Origin of the sequence: Streptomyces sp. NBC_00448, assembly GCF_036014115.1 — a bacterium.
In the GTDB taxonomy this organism is placed as follows: domain Bacteria; phylum Actinomycetota; class Actinomycetes; order Streptomycetales; family Streptomycetaceae; genus Actinacidiphila.
Map to the genome: position 1 here is coordinate 6083619 of NZ_CP107913.1, position 16106 is coordinate 6099724.

At 74.1% G+C, this 16106-nt stretch carries 13 protein-coding genes; 9 read left to right on the top strand and 4 right to left on the bottom strand.

Annotated elements, in window-relative coordinates; all coding sequences use genetic code 11:
• Positions 1-99 precede the first annotated feature (99 nt).
• The 3 genes from OG370_RS26220 (at position 100) to OG370_RS26230 (ending at position 3773) form a co-directional block, all read left to right on the top strand.
• The gene (locus tag OG370_RS26220) at positions 100-783 is read left to right on the top strand and encodes an RNA polymerase sigma factor (RefSeq protein ID WP_443060742.1); all 684 of its coding nucleotides are present in this window, start codon (positions 100-102) and stop codon (positions 781-783) included.
• A gap of 9 nt (positions 784-792) precedes the next feature.
• Positions 793-1821 carry a hypothetical protein gene (locus tag OG370_RS26225; protein WP_328468347.1) on the top strand — a complete coding sequence of 343 codons (1029 nt, stop codon included), beginning with the start codon at positions 793-795 and terminating at the stop codon, positions 1819-1821.
• 371 nt (positions 1822-2192) lie between these two features.
• Positions 2193-3773 carry an acyl-CoA mutase large subunit family protein gene (locus tag OG370_RS26230; RefSeq protein WP_328468349.1) on the top strand — a complete coding sequence of 527 codons (1581 nt, stop codon included), beginning with the start codon at positions 2193-2195 and terminating at the stop codon, positions 3771-3773.
• A 141-nt stretch (positions 3774-3914) separates the two neighbouring features.
• Here OG370_RS26230 and OG370_RS26235 read toward each other — a convergent pair whose 3' ends face one another.
• From OG370_RS26235 to OG370_RS26245, 3 genes are all read right to left on the bottom strand, one after another.
• Complete coding sequence (locus tag OG370_RS26235; RefSeq protein WP_328468351.1) at positions 3915-4604, bottom strand: TetR/AcrR family transcriptional regulator; 690 nt, start codon at positions 4602-4604, stop codon at positions 3915-3917.
• A 93-nt stretch (positions 4605-4697) separates the two neighbouring features.
• The gene (locus tag OG370_RS26240) at positions 4698-6071 is read right to left on the bottom strand and encodes an alpha-2,8-polysialyltransferase family protein (protein ID WP_328468353.1); all 1374 of its coding nucleotides are present in this window, start codon (positions 6069-6071) and stop codon (positions 4698-4700) included.
• Positions 6071-7108 carry a glycosyltransferase family 2 protein gene (locus OG370_RS26245; RefSeq protein WP_328468355.1) on the bottom strand — a complete coding sequence of 346 codons (1038 nt, stop codon included), beginning with the start codon at positions 7106-7108 and terminating at the stop codon, positions 6071-6073. Before OG370_RS26245 ends, OG370_RS26240 begins: the two co-directional genes overlap by 1 nt.
• 185 nt (positions 7109-7293) lie before the next feature.
• On the opposite strand from OG370_RS26245, the gene OG370_RS26250 reads away from it, so the two are divergent.
• The 5 genes from OG370_RS26250 (at position 7294) to OG370_RS26270 (ending at position 14182) form a co-directional block, all read left to right on the top strand.
• Positions 7294-8601: a DUF6716 putative glycosyltransferase gene (locus tag OG370_RS26250; RefSeq protein WP_328468357.1), complete on the top strand. Its 1308-nt coding sequence runs from the start codon at positions 7294-7296 to the stop codon at positions 8599-8601.
• Positions 8602-8797: 196 nt separating this feature from the next.
• Positions 8798-10135 carry an acylneuraminate cytidylyltransferase gene (locus OG370_RS26255; protein ID WP_328468359.1) on the top strand — a complete coding sequence of 446 codons (1338 nt, stop codon included), beginning with the start codon at positions 8798-8800 and terminating at the stop codon, positions 10133-10135.
• 134 nt (positions 10136-10269) lie between these two features.
• Entirely contained in the window at positions 10270-11202 is a 933-nt protein-coding gene (locus OG370_RS26260; protein ID WP_328468362.1) for an N-acetylneuraminate synthase family protein, read from the top strand.
• 92 nt (positions 11203-11294) lie between these two features.
• Complete coding sequence (locus OG370_RS26265; protein ID WP_328468364.1) at positions 11295-12353, top strand: hypothetical protein; 1059 nt, start codon at positions 11295-11297, stop codon at positions 12351-12353.
• Positions 12354-12754: 401 nt separating this feature from the next.
• A complete protein-coding gene (locus OG370_RS26270; RefSeq protein WP_328468366.1) occupies positions 12755-14182 on the top strand; it encodes a glycosyltransferase in 1428 nt (475 codons plus the stop codon).
• Between the two features lie 86 nt (positions 14183-14268).
• On the opposite strand, the gene OG370_RS26275 is transcribed toward OG370_RS26270, so the two are convergent.
• Complete coding sequence (locus OG370_RS26275) at positions 14269-15126, bottom strand: DUF3152 domain-containing protein (protein WP_328468368.1); 858 nt, start codon at positions 15124-15126, stop codon at positions 14269-14271.
• Between the two features lie 274 nt (positions 15127-15400).
• On the opposite strand from OG370_RS26275, the gene OG370_RS26280 reads away from it, so the two are divergent.
• Positions 15401-16087: a response regulator transcription factor gene (locus OG370_RS26280; RefSeq protein ID WP_443060743.1), complete on the top strand. Its 687-nt coding sequence runs from the start codon at positions 15401-15403 to the stop codon at positions 16085-16087.
• The last annotated feature ends 19 nt before the right edge of the window (positions 16088-16106 follow it).

The window sequence follows — 16106 nt, forward strand, 5'->3', positions numbered from 1 at the left end:
TTGTACGGCGTATGCGGGACCGAAAGTGTCACCGGCCGTCATGGGGCAGGATGGTGGCTGTTCACGGGGGACCAGGGGGTCGAGGGGGCGGGGCCGGACGTGGATCTGGAGACCGCGGTGAGCGCGGCGCAGGGCGGTGACGAGACCGCGTTCAGGGTCCTGTACCGCGCGGTGCAGCCGCAGTTGTTGCAGTACGTACGCAGCCTGGTCGGCCCGGGCGACGCGGAGGACGTCGCTTCGGAGGCGTGGCTGCAGATCGCCCGCGACCTGCCGAGCTTCCGTGGCGGCGGTAGCGGCATCCGCGGCTGGGCGGCCCGGATCGCCCGCAACCGGGCGCTGGACCACATCAGGGCGCGCAGCCGCCGCCCGGTCGCCGGGGCGGGGGTGGACGAGCTCGTCGCGCTGCCGGGCCGGGCCGACACCGCGGGCGAGGCGCTGGACGCGGTCGCCACCGACCGCGCGCTGGCCGCGATCGTGGCGCTGCCGCGCGAGCAGGCCGAGGCGGTGCTGCTGCGGGTGGTGATGGGCCTGGACTCCACCAGCGCGGCCCAGGTGCTGGGCAAACGCGCCGGCTCTGTGCGGATGGCCACACACCGGGGGCTGCGCAGGCTGGCCGAACAGCTCTCGGTGGTGCGCGAGGACCGGGAGGATGGTGCCCGCGGGGCCGGCGGGGAAGCAGTGGGGGAAGCAGCGGGGGAACCGGAGGAGGAGGCAGAGGGGGGAGCGGCGGTGCGGACCGGCGCGACGTTCTCCGCGCCCACGGCAGGCCCTAGGGCCCGATGAGGAAGTGGCATGAGTGACGACGGACGGGCGGCGGGGGTCCCGCGCCCGCGGCGGCCCGAACGACTGCCGGGCGCGGGCGGGATGGGCGATTCGTTCCGTCCGGATGATTCGGACGGTCGGGGTGGACCGGACGGTTCGGATCATTCGGGTGGTGGGCGCGACTTCGGCGGCCCGGACGTCCTGGCCGGGTTCGGCGGCGGGTCCGGACGGCTCGAGGCGTCCGGCGGCCGCGCGGACTGGCTGACCGGCGACGCGGCGGAGGCGCTGCTGTCCGGCCGCCGGGTGCCGCTCGCGGACCGCCGGGCGGCGGGCGAGGCGGAGCGGCTGGCGCTGCTCCTGCTGGCGGCCGCGGCGGACCCGGGCGTCCTCCACCCGCTCGACCCGGGGCGCGAGGAGGCGGCCCTGGCGGCCTTCCGCGCGGCGCGCGCGGCCGGCCTCGGGGCGGCCGAACCGGTCCTCGACGGGGTGCTGCCGGTGGCGATCGCGAGCGGGCCGGTGCCGGGCGGGCCTGCTGCGGGCGACGCGCTCCCGGAGCCCGTGGTGGTGGGCGGCCGCGCCGCGGACAAGGTCCGCGCCGGGTCCGTACGCTCCGCGCGCCTCGTGCCGGTGCGGCGGACGCGGAGCGGGCGCTCGACCCGGATCGTGCTGGCCGCGGCGGCGTCGGTGGTCGCGCTCGGCGGGGTCGCGGTCGGCGTGGCGGCGACCGCCGGGCGCGGCGGCGGCCGGGAGCCGGTGCGGCCGGCCGGCAGCAGCGCGCCGGTGTCCGTCGCGTCGGACGGCTCCGGCCCGCCCGACACCGGCGTCTCGGGTGCCACCGGCCGGCGCGCCGTGATCCCCGGGGAGGTGCCCGATCCGGCCCGTACGACGCCCGGCCCGCCCGCGCGTACCGCCCTGCCTCCCGACGCGGACCGGGACACTTTCGTGCCGCCGGGACACGGCGACCACGGGCGCGGGAAGGGCGCCGCGAACCGCCTGAAGCACGGCCGCCACAAAGGCTGGGACCGCGGCCACGGGGCGGCGTCGGGCGCGGCGCGCTGACCCGCGGCGGACCGCCCGTCCGCGGCGCTGGGTGACACTTCCGGGGCTCGCGCCGCCGTAAGGAGTGGGCCGACTGGTCATCGGCCCGGTGGACGCCGGCTCTCCCCGTGCCGGTGTCCACGACACAGAGCGCGGCCGGGTGCGTTTTTCCCCCTGCCCGGCCGCGCTCGCCGTTCGCGGGGCGCCGCGAGCGCCGCTCGGGAGGCCCCGGCGCGCAGCGTGCCCACTCCGGCGACGCGCGGCATCCGTCCCCTTTCGCTCCCCAGGTCGTAAGGTCCGTGGGCGAGCCGGTCTGTTCACGCGCCCGCCACCCCACGTGGCGCGGACGCGGGCACACCCCCACCGAGCCGGCGGAGGCGGAGGCGGAGAGCATGACGCGCGAGTCGGAGTCGGGTGTGCCGATCGAGCCGGTGTACGGCCCGGAGGACCTGGACGGCTGGGACCCCGCCGAGCGGCTGGGCGAACCCGGCGGGTACCCGTTCACCCGCGGTGTGTACCCGTCGATGTACACCGGCCGGCCCTGGACGATGCGGCAGTACGCCGGGTTCGGCACCGCCGCCGAGTCCAACGCGCGCTACCGGCAGCTCATCGCCCACGGCACGACCGGCCTGTCGGTCGCGTTCGACCTGCCGACCCAGATGGGGCACGACTCCGACGCCCCGATCGCGGCCGGCGAGGTCGGCAAGGTGGGTGTGGCGATCGACTCGATCGACGACATGCGGGTGCTCTTCGACGGCATCCCGCTGGACCAGGTGTCCACGTCGATGACGATCAACGCGCCCGCCGCGCTGCTGTTGCTGCTGTACCAACTCGTCGGCGAGGAGCAGGGCGTGCCGGCCGGGAAGCTCACCGGCACCCTCCAGAACGACGTGCTCAAGGAGTACATCGCGCGCGGCACGTACATCTTCCCACCCAAGCCGTCACTGCGGCTGACCGCGGACATCTTCGCCTACTGCCGGGCCGAGATCCCCCGCTGGAACACCATCTCGATCTCCGGCTACCACATGGCCGAGGCGGGCGCCTCGCCCGTGCAGGAGATCGCCTTCACGCTCGCCGACGGCATCGAGTACGTCCGCACCGCGCTCGCCGCCGGGATGGACGTCGACGACTTCGCACCGCGGCTGTCGTTCTTCTTCGTGGCGCGCACCACCGTCCTGGAGGAGATCGCGAAGTTCCGTGCCGCCCGGCGCATTTGGGCGCGGGTGATGCGCGAGGAGTTCGGGGCGAGGAACCCCAAGTCGCAGATGCTGCGCTTCCACACCCAGACCGCCGGGGTGCAACTCACCGCGCAGCAGCCCGAGGTGAACCTGGTCCGGGTCGCCGTGCAGGGCCTGGGCGCGGTGCTCGGCGGCACCCAGTCGCTGCACACCAACTCCTTCGACGAGGCCATCGCGCTGCCCACCGACAAGTCCGCGCGGCTCGCGCTGCGCACCCAGCAGGTGCTCGCGTACGAGACCGACGTGACCGCCACCGTGGACCCGTTCGCGGGCTCCTACGTGATGGAGCGGATGACCGACGACGTCGAGGCCGCCGCGCTCGAACTGATGGGCCGGATCGAGGACGCGGGGGGCGCGGTGCAAGCGATCGAGCGGGGCTTCCAGAAGTCCGAGATCGAGCGGAACGCCTACCGGATCGCCCTGGAGACCGAGGCGGGCGACCGCGTCGTGGTCGGCGTCAACCGCTTCACGCTCGACGAGAAGGAGCCGTACGAGCCGCTTCGGGTGGACCCGGCGATCGAGGCGCAGCAGGCGGCGAGGCTGGCGAGGTTGCGGGCCGAACGTGACCAGGACGCGGTCGACCGCGCCCTGGCGGTGCTCTGCGAGGCGGCGGCCGGCACGGACAACGTGCTCTACCCGATGCGGGAGGCGTTGCGCTGCCGCGCGACCGTGGGGGAGGTCTGCGACGCCTTGCGCGGTGTGTGGGGGACGTACATCCCGACGCCGGCGTTCTGAGGGTGCGCGATGGGGGCGCGGCCGCGGGTCGTCACCGGCCCGAAGGGGCTGTTGCTGTCGTATCCGGACCGCCGGCCGGTGGACGGCTGAGCGCGCGGTTCCCCGCGCCCCTGTGGGGCGCCCCCGAAGGGGCGAGGCTGGTCAGCGCGTGGCGTACGTCAGGACGCGGTCGCCGAGGAGGGACTCGACGGAGTCGAGAAGGGCCAGCGCGTCTTCCGCCACCGTGCCCGGAGGGCACCCCGCCCGGGAGCGCTCACCGATCTCGCGGAAGAGCTGCTCCTGCGCCCAGCCGAGCTGGGAGGCGACCAGGCGCGGCGTGGGGTCGCCCGGCTCCGCACCGGTCTCTTCGGCGAGCGTCTCGGCGAGCGCGTCGACCATCTCGCGGGTGGTCGAGTCGAGGCGGGCGGAGAGCGTGGGCTCGGCGCGGACCATCTCCAGGAAGCGGGCGAAGCCCTGGGTGAGGCCGACCATGCGGTCACCGTGCCGCAGCTCGCCGCGCAGGGTGGCGAGGACGGCGCCGGCGGCGGACTGCCCGGGCGGGCGGTCCCGGACCATCTCCACCATCCGCTGCGCGGACGCCTCCTCCGGGTAGAAGACCAGGTCCTCCTTGGAGGGGAAGTACGTGTAGACGGTGTTCACGGACACTTCGGCGGTGCGGGCCACCTCGGCGATCGTCACCCGGGCGAAGCCGTGTTCGAGGAACAGCCCGGTGGCCACCTCCGCGATGTGCCGCCGGGTCTGGCGCCTCTTCTCGTCGCGCAGGCCGACCGCGAGGATCGCCTCGGCGCGCGTCGGCTGTTCGCGCAGACTCCCACGGGTGATGTCGCTCACTCTTCCATCGTAGGGCAGGGCGTATGAGCTCCCGTGTCCGTTAATCGGGGCGCCCGGCCGTCGGCGGCCAGGCACCCCGAGATCATCCGGCCGTTACCCGAGCGCGGCCTTCTTCAGTGCGCGGGCGCCGCGGGCCACCTGGCGGACGGCGCGGACCCGCGGCACCAGCGAGCGCCGGGGCACGGGGAGGGCGCCGGGCAGGCCGAGCGAGGTCAGCCGGCGGCGCTTGAAGTACGGCGCGACCCCGGAGTCGAGGTGGCCTTCGAGCCACGCCACCGCCTCCGCCCGCAGGTGCGGGTACGCCTCGGCCTGCATGCAGTAGCCGACGGCGTGCAGCAGCGGGGTGAGCTCGGTGGCCACCTGCCGCGGTGAGGGCGAGGTCCAGCCGCGTACCGCGTCCGGGTCGGACACCTCGGGCAGCAGCGCGTGCACGAGGGTCACCGGCACCCGGTTGCTGTTCTGGTACGGCGAGAGCCGGTCGAGCAGCAGCTTGGTGCCGCTGCGGGCGACCGGGATGCCGTACAGCGCGGACGCGGTCAGCAGCGCGGTGGAGAAGCAGCCGGCCACCAGGGCGGGGCGGGCCCGCTGGTAGACCACCTCGGCGAGCACCGGTGAGTCCAGCACGGTCAGTTCGGCGCCGAGCTTGCGCGCCTCCTCCCGCAGCGGCTCCAGCCAGTGCGAGGGCGCGGTCGGGTGCGGCTTGAAGACGAGCCGGCGGTGGCCGAGGGCGACCGCGCCGCGCACCAGGGACAGGTGCAGCTTCTCCTCCTCCTCGACGCTGAGGATGCCCAGCGCCGAGAGGTACTGGCCGAGCAACAGGGCCGCGTCGCACGGCAGTTCGTCCACCGGGTCCCGGCCGATGCCGTGTCCGCGGGTGGCCTCGGCCACCTCGGCGAGCACCTTCGTGAACTCCGAGCTCGGTACCACCCGCGAGGGCACGCCGAACTCGCTGAGCAGCAGGGGCTCCAGGCCCGGCACCAGGTCGAGGTGGAGCAGCGCGTCGATCCGGGTGTCCACCAGCAGCCCGAGCTTGTTGCGGGTCGGGCCGTACGACATCAGGCCGTCGGCGTAGACGGTGATCGGGGCGCCGGTGAAGACCTGTGCGAAGGAGAGCGCGGGCGCGACCTGGATGGACTCCACGACCAGGTCGAGGTCGTCGTCGCCGAGCTGCCACAGCTGCCGGAAGTACCGCTCCCACATGGGGACTTCGTCGGTGCGCGGGGCCCAGCCGCCGGGGTGCATCGGGCGGATCGCGTCGTTCCAGGACACCACCCGGTCGAAGCGGGTGCGCAGCGGCTCGAAGCCGGGCGTCCGGTCCGGGGCGTCGTGGGTCTCGGGTACGGCCGCGTTGTTGCTGACCACGAGGATGCGGCGGTCGGCGGGCGGCACGGAGCCGGCGTCGATCGCGGCGGCGAGGGTGGCGATCCCGTACAGGGTCGAGGCGAGGAGGAGCTGGGTGCGGGCCATCACGCGACCGCCGATCCGCTGGTCGCGTTGTCGCGTACGTCGGCGTCGCTGTCCGCGGCGGGGCCGGAGTGGTCGGCTCTGGCCGCGGTCCGCCCGCGCAACCGGCGGACCCGGGCGCTGCGTTCGGCGTCCATCGAGTCCAGCGCGTCGGCGAGCAGGTCCGCGGGCAGCCGGCCGAGCGCCGCGGCGCAGAGCGTCTTCAACTGCCGGGCCAGCGCGGGCTCGAACCGGTCGATGTTGTCCAGGTGGTGGGCGATGATCGCGCAGTAGGTGCGGATCGCCTTGGGCAGGAACCGCTCCTCGTCGGGGTCGCCGGCGAGTTCGGCTATCACCTGGTCGAAGGAGCGGACGAAGTCGAGCTGCCGCTCGTCGCCGATCTGGGTGAGCGAGGTGTTCACCCCGCGCCGGTAGTGCACGCCCAGCAGGCCCACCACCGCGCAGGACCTGGCCTCCCGGTGCAGCCGCCAGATCCACGGCCGGTCCTCGGCGGTGCGCAGGTGCGCGGGCATGTGCACCAGGCCCTGCTCGACGATCCGGCGGTGGTAGGCGCCGGCCCAGGAGTAGGGGTAGTCCACGAGGGTCGGGCGGTCGGCGGGCAGGATCGCGGCGCGCGGGTCGATCCGGGCGTTGCGGCGGCCGTGCGGGGCGCGGATCACGTTGCGGCTGGAGCCGGTGCACTGCACATGGTCGGTGCGCAGGAAGTCCACGTCCAACTCGTCCATGGCGCACACCAGTTGCGGCAGGTAGCCGGGGGCGAGCCAGTCGTCGCCGTCCATGAAGGTCAGATACTCGCCCCGGGCCTCGTCGATGCCCGCGTTGCGCAGCGCCGCGACCCCGGTGTGGTCGCGGCGGATGATCCGGGCGCCCGGCAGCGAGCCGGCGCCCTCTTCGAGGAGTTGCGGAGTCCGGTCGGTCGACCCGTCGTCCATCAACAGGAACTCGAAGTCGTGCCGGGCGTTGGCACGCAGACTCCGCAGCGCATCGGGGACGAATGGCTGCACATTGAAAAACGGCACGATGACGGAGAGCTTGACCACCCGATTACCTTAAGCCGCCGTTCGGCTCGGTACTTTGCCGATCGCGTACTTCCAGGTAAACGGAATATGGCGAGCAGGTGATTCACTCGCGACGGATGATCACTCGCAAAGTAGCGGCATTCTGTTTACCTGCCGTTGGCCTTCGATTAGCCCATTCCACCCACCCGCTTCCTACTGTCTGCGATGTGCCAGAACGTACGTCAGGGCCCTTGCGGGTCACGGTGATCGCCGATTCGGACACCCGCTGGAAGTGGGGTGCGCTGACCGCGCGCCGGATCGCCCCGGATGCGCGGCTCGACGCCCGCCTCCTGCGCGGCCGTGCCACGCCCACTCCGCGCCAGCTCGCCGAACTCGGTATTCCCGCCGACTCGATGACCGAGCAGACCGCCGCGGAGATCCTCGCCGAGACCAGCGCCGACAACTGCGATGTGCTCGTCATCTCCTGCGTGGGCGGCACCATCCAGTGCTTCCTGCACGGCTTCGACCGCGCCTGGCGCGGCCACCCGCGCCGCCCGGTGGTGGTCACCGGCTACGTCGGAGTGGTCTACGAGAAGCTCGCCGACGGCCTGCTGCTGCGGGCCGGCGCCGACGTGGTGCTCGCCAACAGCACCGACGACGCGCTGCGGTTCCGTTCCGTGTACGAAGGGGTCGGCTTCCCGACCGGCGCGATCGTGGAGACGGCGCTTCCGTTCCTCGACGGCGCACCGTACCGGCCCGACGGCAGCCGGCCGTTCACCGTCACTTTCGCCGTGCAGCCGTCCGCGCCCGCCGAGCGCCCCGAGCGGCTGTACCTGCTGCGCCGGGCGGTCGAGCACGCCCGCCGGCACCCCGAGCGCGAGGTGCTGGTGAAGCTGCGCAGCATGCCCGGCGAGCAGACCACGCACATCGAGGAGCACCCCTACCAGCACCTGATGGAGTCGCTGGAGCCGCCGGCGAACGTCTCGCTGGTCTACGGTGCGATGGGCGAGGTGCTGGACCGCACCGACCTGCTGGTCACGGTCAGCTCCACCGCCGCGCTGGAGTCGCTGCACCGCGGCATACCCACCGCCGTCCTCACCGACCTGGGCATCCGCGAGCCGCTCGGCAACCACCACTTCCTCGGCTCGGGCTGCCTCGCCTCCTGGGACCAGCTCGACGACGGCGAACTGCCCAAGGCCGACCCCGAATGGACCGCCGCGCACGGCGTGGCCACCGGCGACCCGTACGCCGACCTGCGGGCCCGCGTCCAGGGCCTGGTCGCCGCCGGCCGGCTGCCGAGGCTGACGCCGTACTACACGCTGCGCACCGCCCCCGGCTACCTGCCGGGCATCCTCGCCCGGCAGGGCCTGGACCCCGAGGGGCTGCCCGCCGTGCGCGCCGCAACCGCCGGCGGAGCCGGCAGCAACCGGGTGCGCAAGGCCGCCCGCCGGGTGCTGCGCAAGTCCGCGCGCACCGCCTACCGCCAGGGCGTGCAGCGCGTCGCCCCGGCCATCCGCCGCTGGGGCCAGCTGTGAGCCGGCCAACGGTGAGCCGGCCCCGCACCGCGCTGCCGACACCCGCGATCCCCGCTGGACGGCGGCCCGCTGGACCGGTGCGGAACGGCGGCCGCCCGGCCGCCGGCGCGCCCCTCGACCCCCGCACCGCACGCGCCCTCGCGGCGCACCATGCCGCGACCGCGGCCCGTATGACCCCCACGACAGGAGCCGCACGATGACCCAGACCATCACGCCGGCGGGGGAGCCACCCCGCGCCCCGGCCGGCGACGCCCGGGTCCTGGCCGTCATCCCCGCCCGCGGCGGATCGAAGGGCGTGCCGGGCAAGAACGTGGCGACGGTCGGCGGAGTGCCGCTGGTGGCCCGGGCGGTACGCGCCTGCACCGCAGCCCGCCGGATCAGCGCGATCCTGGTCTCCACCGACGACCCGGCGATCGCCGAGGTGGCCCGGGCGGCCGGCGCCGAGGTGGTGCTGCGGCCGGCCGCGATCGCCGGCGACACCGCGACCAGCGAGGCCGCCGTGCTGCACGCCATGGACGCCTACGAGGCGATGAGCGGCGCCGCCGCCGACGTGGTGCTGCTCGTCCAGTGCACCAGCCCGTTCATCACCGGTGACGAACTCGACGGCGTGATCGAGGCGATCACCGACGGCGGCGCCGACACCGCCCACACCGTCGCCCCCTTCCACGGCTTCGTCTGGCGTGCGGACGGGGCGGACGTGGCCGCGGGCGCGAACGCGGGCGCCGGCATAGCCGCGGGAACCGGCGCGGCGACCGTCGGCACCGTGACCGCCGGCACCGGTTCCGGCACCGGCGCGGACTTCCGCGGCAACGGCGTCGGCGTCAACCACGACAAGGCCACCCGCCCGCGCCGCCAGGACCGCCCGCAGGACCTGCTGGAGACCGGCGCCGCCTACGGCATGCGCGCCGACGGCTTCCGCGCCGCCGGCCACCGCTTCTTCGGCCGCACCAGCCTGGTGTGGACCGACCCGGCCCGGGTGCTGGAGATCGACGAGCCCGCCGACCTGGACCGGGCCCGCGCGCTCGCCCCGGTGCTCGACGCCGGCGCCACCACCCCGCGCCGCGACGACGTGGACGCGGTCGTACTCGACTTCGACGGTACCCAGACCGACGACCGGGTGCTGATCGACTCCGACGGCCACGAGGCGGTCACGGTGCACCGGGGCGACGGCCTCGGCATCGCCGCGCTGCGCCGCGCGGGCGTGCCCGTACTGATCCTGTCCACCGAGACCAACCCCGTCGTGGCCGCCCGCGCCCGCAAGCTCCAGGTGCCGGTGCTGCACGGCATCGACCGCAAGGACCTCGCGCTCAAGCAGTGGTGCGAGGAGCAGGGCATCGCCCCCGAGCGGGTCCTGTACGCGGGCAACGACGTCAACGACCTGCCGTGCTTCAGCCTCGTCGGCTGGCCCGTCGCCGTGGCCGGCGCGCACGACGTGGTGCGCGCCGCGGCCCGCGCGGTGACCAGCACGCAGGGCGGGTACGGCGCGATCCGCGAGATCGCCGCCTGGCTGCTCGGCCCCACGCTCGCCCGCTGAGGCCGCCACCTCGCCTACCCCGCCAACCCGCCTGCCCTGCCCCGGACTTGTCCCCTTTCTCGCCCGCCTTCTCGTCCCCGGGCCGTCCGGCCCGTGCCACCCCCCTGTCCCAACCCCGTAGTGAAGGAACAGCCGTGACCACCTCCCTCCCCGCCAACCTCCGCGCCGTCGGCTCCCGCCACATCGGCAACGGCCAGCCCGTGTACGTCACCGGCGAGATCGGCATCAACCACAACGGCGACCTGGAGAACGCGTTCGCCCTGATCGACGCGGCCGTGGCCGCGGGCTGCGACGCGGTCAAGTTCCAGAAGCGCACCCCGGAGATCTGCACCCCGCGCGACCAGTGGGAGATCGAGCGCGACACCCCCTGGGGCCGGATGACCTACATCGACTACCGGCACCGGGTCGAGTTCGACGAGGACGGCTACCGCGCGATCGACGAGTACTGCCGCAAGCGGGGCATCGACTGGTTCGCCTCCCCGTGGGACGTGCCGTCCGTGGAGTTCCTGGAGAAGTTCAACGTGCCGGTGCACAAGGTCGCTTCGGCCTGCCTCACCGACGACGAGCTGCTCCAGGCGCTGCGCGCCACCGGCCGTACCGTGGTCCTGTCCACCGGCATGTCGACGCCGAAGCAGATCCGGCACGCGGTGGAGGTGCTCGGCAGCGACAACATCGTGCTGTGCCACGCCACTTCGACCTACCCGGCGAAGCACGAAGAGCTGAACCTGCGCATGATCAACACCCTCCAGTCCGAGTTCCCGAACGTCCCGGTCGGCTACTCCGGCCACGAGGTCGGCTTGCAGACCACGCTCGCCGCGGTCGCGCTCGGCGCGGTCTTCGTGGAGCGGCACATCACCCTCGACCGCGCCATGTGGGGCTCGGACCAGGCCGCGTCCGTCGAGACCCAGGGCCTGGAGCGCCTGGTCCGCGACATCCGCATCATCGAGACCTCGCTGGGCGACGGCGTCAAGAAGGTCTACGACGGTGAGTTGGGCCCGATGAAGAAGCTGCGCCGGGTGCCCGGGGTGGTGGCCGAGTCCGAGCAGTCGGTCGACGCCACGGTCTGAACGGTCCGCTGCCCCGCGCCCCTGGGTTCGCCGAGGGGCGCGGGGCGGAGTTGACGGCGGGATCGTGCACCCGCCCACCGAAAGGAACCCTCATGGCCGACCGGCCCGCCCCACCAGGTGCCGTCGCGCTCGTCGAGTCGCCCGTGCAGCTGCTCAACGTGCTGGAGTGGGGCCACGTCCGCCCGCCCGCCGCACCCGGTGAGCGCGCGGAACCCCTCACCATCGTGGTGCTCTCGCCCGCCGACCCCACCAGCCGGGGCCAGTTGAAGCGGATGACCGAACTCGCCCGGGACGAGGGTGCGTTGGTGCGGTGGTACGAAGCGCGGGGCGACCGCGGCGGGTTGCTGCGCACCGCGTGCGCGCTCGCGCCGACGCTGCTGCGGGTCAGGCGGCTGGTGATCGGCGACCCGTTCTCCCGGCTGGTCCAGGTGCTGCTGCCGCTGTGCCGGGCGAAGGACATCACGGTGGTCGACGACGGCACCGCGACCATGGAGTTCACCGAAATCCTTTCCCGTGGCGGGAAGTTGGTGCGCTGGCACCGCAGCGGGCGGCGCCGTTCCCCGGCGGACGTGGCCTTCGGCGTCTTCGCGCGCACCGCGCGGCGCCGGCTCACCCCTGGCCGGCGGCACCGGATCGAGCTGTTCAGCGCGATGCCGGCCACGCCGCCGCCCGGGATGGCGGTGCGGGCCAACCGGTTCGCCTGGACCCGGGGGCGGTTCGGGCCGCCGCGGACGCTGGCCGGTACCGACCTGATCGGCACGTCGCTGGTCGAGACCGGTGTGGTCGATCCCGAGCGGTATCTCGCGGTGGTGCGCGGGCTGGCCGAACGGCACGGTGCCCGGCGGTACTTCGCGCATCGGCGGGAGGCGCCGGCCAAGTTGCATCGGCTCGCCGCGGAGACGGGGCTGGAGATCGTGCGGCCGGACCTGCCGCTCGAACTGGTCGCCCGGCGCGGGCCGATCGGGCGGTCCGTGCTGTCCTTTCCCTCGACGGTCGTCCACACGTTGCCGCTGGCGCTGGCCGGAACCGGGGTGACGATCACCGTCTGCGACATCGATCAGGAATGGCTCACCACGGCGGCTTCGCCCCGCGCCCACACCTTCCTCTCCGACATCACGGACAAAGCCCGCACCCTCCACAACCTGACGTGACCAGGGTGCCCCGACCCGCCCGGGTGGTGTGTTCTGTCGGTTCCGGGACCACCTGCCGGTGGGTGGTTGCGCGCGCAGTTCTCCGCGCCCCTGGGTTTGTGGCCCTCTTTTCGCGGAGGGAGCCGCACATCCCCAGGGGCGCGTGGGGGCACCTCCCAGGCGAGAACGGCGCGCGTAACCACAGCGGACCGCAAGGTCCCGGCGCCCGCAGGACGGGGCAACCCGGAGGGAGCCCCCACTCACCGGCTGGTGGTCCCTGAACCGACAGGGCGGGGTCACCCGGGGGGATGCGTTCGTTCACTTGGATGGGGTCGGATACGGGAATGGCGGAGCCCTCAGCCCGGCCGACGCTGCGCGTGGCAATCGTGACGGATGGTGTGTTGGACGGTGACTCCCGAGCCATGCGCGTGGCGGCGGCAGCCGACTCCGCGGGGTACGGCGTCACGCTGATCGGAGCGGGCCCGGCGACCGCGGCCCCGCGGGGCGTGGCCGTACGCGAGGTGACCGTCGGCTCGCCGCTCGGCGGCTACCGTGAGCGCCGCCCGCGCCCGGGCCTGCGCTGGCCGCTGGCCTACCGCGGCGCGGAGTCGTACGAGCGCCGCACCGCCCTGCTCGCCGCACACCGCTCCCTGCAAGCCACCCGGGCCGCCGAACTGGACGTGGTGCACCGCCCGTTGCCGCTGCAAGCGTTCGCCAGGGCCGGCCACGGCCTGACCGCGGTGTGGCTGGCGGTGCGGGCCGGGTGGACCGGGCTGCGGTCCGCGCAGCACCGCGCCGCGGTGGAGCGCCGCCGTACCCCGGACGCACGGCTCGACGACCTCGTCGCCGAACTCGCCCGCCTGCTGCGCGGACGGCGGGCGTGGCGGCGGCTGGACCCGGGCCTGCTGGACCAGGAGATCGCCTACGGGCCGGTGCTCGACGAGGTCCGCCCGCACCTGATCCACGCGCTCGGGCACCGCGCGCTGGCCCTGGCGATCCGGGCCGCGCTGCGCGCGGAGGGCGCCGGGCACCGGATCGAGGTGGTGTGGGACGCGCCGCCGCGCATCCCCGCCGCCACCCGCCGGGCCGCCGTCGCCGACGACGCGCTGCTGCGCTCGTACGCCCGCGAGGCCGACGGCGTGGTCACCGTCGGCGACCGCCTCGCCGGCGAACTGCTGGTGCGCTACGGCCTGTCCACGCTGCCCACGGTGGTCCGCAACACCCCGCCGCTGGCCCGGATCGCCGACCACCGCGACTCCGGCGTACGCGCCCGCTGCCGGCTCGGCCCCGAGGTGCCGCTGCTGGTGCACGCCGGGCCGGTCACCCCCGACCGCGGCCCGTTCACGGTCGTCGAGGCGCTGCCCAAGCTCTACGACCTGCACGCCGCGTTCGTGGTGCCCGACCCGGACCACCCGCACCTGGCGGAGTTGCGCGACCGCGCCGCCCAACTCGGCGTGCACGCCCGCCTGCACGTGGTGCCGTACGTCCCGGTGCCGGACGTCCCCGCGTTCCTTTCCTCGGCCGACATCGGCGTGCTGCCGGTGCACCAACTCCCGCATCATCAGACGGTTTTGGCCACCCGCTACTACGAATACGCGCACGCCCGGCTGCCGGTGGTCGTCTCCGATGTGCGGGCGATGGCCGCGGCCACCCTCGAAGTCGGCAACGGCGAGGTCTTCCGGGCCCGCGACACCGCCGACTTCGTGCGCGCGGTCGGCGCGGTGCTCACCAACCCGCGCCGCTACCGCAAGGCGTACGACCGGGTGGAGGTGCTGCGCCAGTGGTCCTGGCAGACCGAGTCGGCGCCGCTGCTCGACCTGTACGCCCGGCTGCTCGGCCCGTTGCGCTGACCGGTGGCCGGGCTGTTGCGCTGACCGTCCGCCCGGCCCGTTGCGCTGACCCGGTGGGCAGTTCCGCCCGGCTCGCCCCGGCGCTCTCAGGCGACCGGCGGGCCCTGGATGTAGTGGCCGTCCGTGTCGTAGGGCCAGGCGTTGGCCTTGCAGCCGTGCAGGCCGTCGATCTGCTGCATCATCACGGGGGCGAGTTTGCCGGGGCCGGGGCAGCCCTCGTGGCCGTGGCCGATGCGGTGGCCGACCTCGTGGTTGATGATCAGGGCCCGGTAGTCGTGGATCGGGCCGGGGAACTCGGGTGAGCCGAGGAGCCAGCGCTTGAGGTTGACCACGACGGTCGCGCCGACGTCGCAGTTGACCTCGCCGTGGGTGTGCAGGCCGGCGGCGCCGCAGATGTCGTCCACCGTGTCGGGGGTGGCGATCTTGATGACGAAGTCGGCGGGGCCGGAGGAGACCAGCTGGAAGCCGTCGTGGCCGTCGTCGGTCCAGCCGCGCGGGTCGGCGAGGATGCCCTGGATCTCCTTCGCCGCAGCCGCGGACGCCACGCCCGTACCGCCCTCGACCTGCACTTCGTAGCGGCGAATGTTGCCGTGCCCGGCCGCCTTCGCGGAGGCGTCGGCGGTGGTGAAGTCGCCCGAGCCGTGTTCCGGGACCGTGGGGGTACCGGGCGTGGCCGGGGAACTCACGGCGGGGGAACCCGCGGGGCGAGCGGCCTTCGACGGTGCGGGCTCGCCGGCGGCATCGCCCGTGGCCGCGCCGGTTGGGGCGCCGCCGGCGGTCGCCGAGGTACCCGCGTGGGCCTGTCCGCCCGAGCGCACCGTGACGAGCGTCACCCCGAGCAGCGCCAGGAAGATCAGCCCGAACAGCAGATACGCCCCGCGGCCGAGGGGTGTCCTCCCGCCGCCGTGCGCGCCGGCCCCCCGCTTCCGTGCCCTGCTTCCCATTCCCGGTCCTCTCCGATCGACGGTGCTGCGGCGCGCACGCCGGCGGTGCGAACGGGGGAGGGGGGCTTGGCAACCGCGCACCGTGCGTGCGGACTTCAGGCTCGCGGCCGTAGATGATGACGCTTGGCCCATGCGGTCACGAACGCGTAACGGCCCGGCGGATGTGGCCTGCTGGGGGCCCTTGGCGGGTCCGCGGTCCATGTGACCGTTCTGCAACAGTTGGCGCTCGAAGGGGCTTCGGCCGGGCCGCCCGCCGGAGGGCGTGCACATACTGATGCGCGTGTCCCGCGTCCTGCTGATCGAAGACGACCCCGCCGTCCGGCGGGGCCTGGAGTGGGCGCTGCGGCACCGCGGGCACACCGTCACGGCCGCGCCCACCGGCGAAGAGGGCCTGGCCCTGCTCCGCCCGCACCGGCCCGACGTGGTCGTGCTCGACCTGATGCTGCCCGGCATCCCCGGGCTCGACGTCTGCCGCCGGATACGCGAGAGCGACCAGGTCCCGATCATCATCGTGACCGCCCGCGGCGACGACGTGGACGTGGTGGTCGGGCTGGAGGCGGGCGCCGACGACTACGTGGTCAAGCCGGTGCGGGCCGGCGTGCTGGAGGCCCGGATACGCGCGGTGCTGCGCCGTACCGACCCCGACACGACCGGCAGCACCCGGCCGGTCCCGCGGACGTACGGCGACCTGGTCGTCGACCGCGCGGCCATGGTGGTCACGCACCGCGGCGAGCCGGTGCCGCTCGCCCCCTCCGAACTGCGCCTGCTGCTGGCCCTGTCGGCCTCGCCCGGCCAGGTGCTCAGCCGCCAGCAACTGCTGGAGCAGGTCTGGGAGCACAGCTACCACGGGGACGTCCGGCTGGTGGACGCCTGCGTGAAGCGGCTGCGCGGCAAGCTCGGCGACAACCCCGGCTGCATCGAGACCGTACGCGGTTTCGGCTACCGCTTCCGCGCGGTGTGAGGGCGGCCGGACGCCCATG

Coding starts and splice junctions, on each gene's coding strand:
- OG370_RS26240 (WP_328468353.1), bottom strand. CDS start 6,071: ATGGCCCGCACCCAGCTCCTCCTCGCCTCGACCCTGTACGGGATCGCC.
- OG370_RS26225 (WP_328468347.1), top strand. CDS start 793: ATGAGTGACGACGGACGGGCGGCGGGGGTCCCGCGCCCGCGGCGGCCC.
- OG370_RS26265 (WP_328468364.1), top strand. CDS start 11,295: ATGGCCGACCGGCCCGCCCCACCAGGTGCCGTCGCGCTCGTCGAGTCG.
- OG370_RS26270 (WP_328468366.1), top strand. CDS start 12,755: ATGCGCGTGGCGGCGGCAGCCGACTCCGCGGGGTACGGCGTCACGCTG.
- OG370_RS26280 (WP_443060743.1), top strand. CDS start 15,401: ATGCGCGTGTCCCGCGTCCTGCTGATCGAAGACGACCCCGCCGTCCGG.
- OG370_RS26255 (WP_328468359.1), top strand. CDS start 8,798: ATGACCCAGACCATCACGCCGGCGGGGGAGCCACCCCGCGCCCCGGCC.
- OG370_RS26230 (WP_328468349.1), top strand. CDS start 2,193: ATGACGCGCGAGTCGGAGTCGGGTGTGCCGATCGAGCCGGTGTACGGC.
- OG370_RS26275 (WP_328468368.1), bottom strand. CDS start 15,126: ATGGGAAGCAGGGCACGGAAGCGGGGGGCCGGCGCGCACGGCGGCGGG.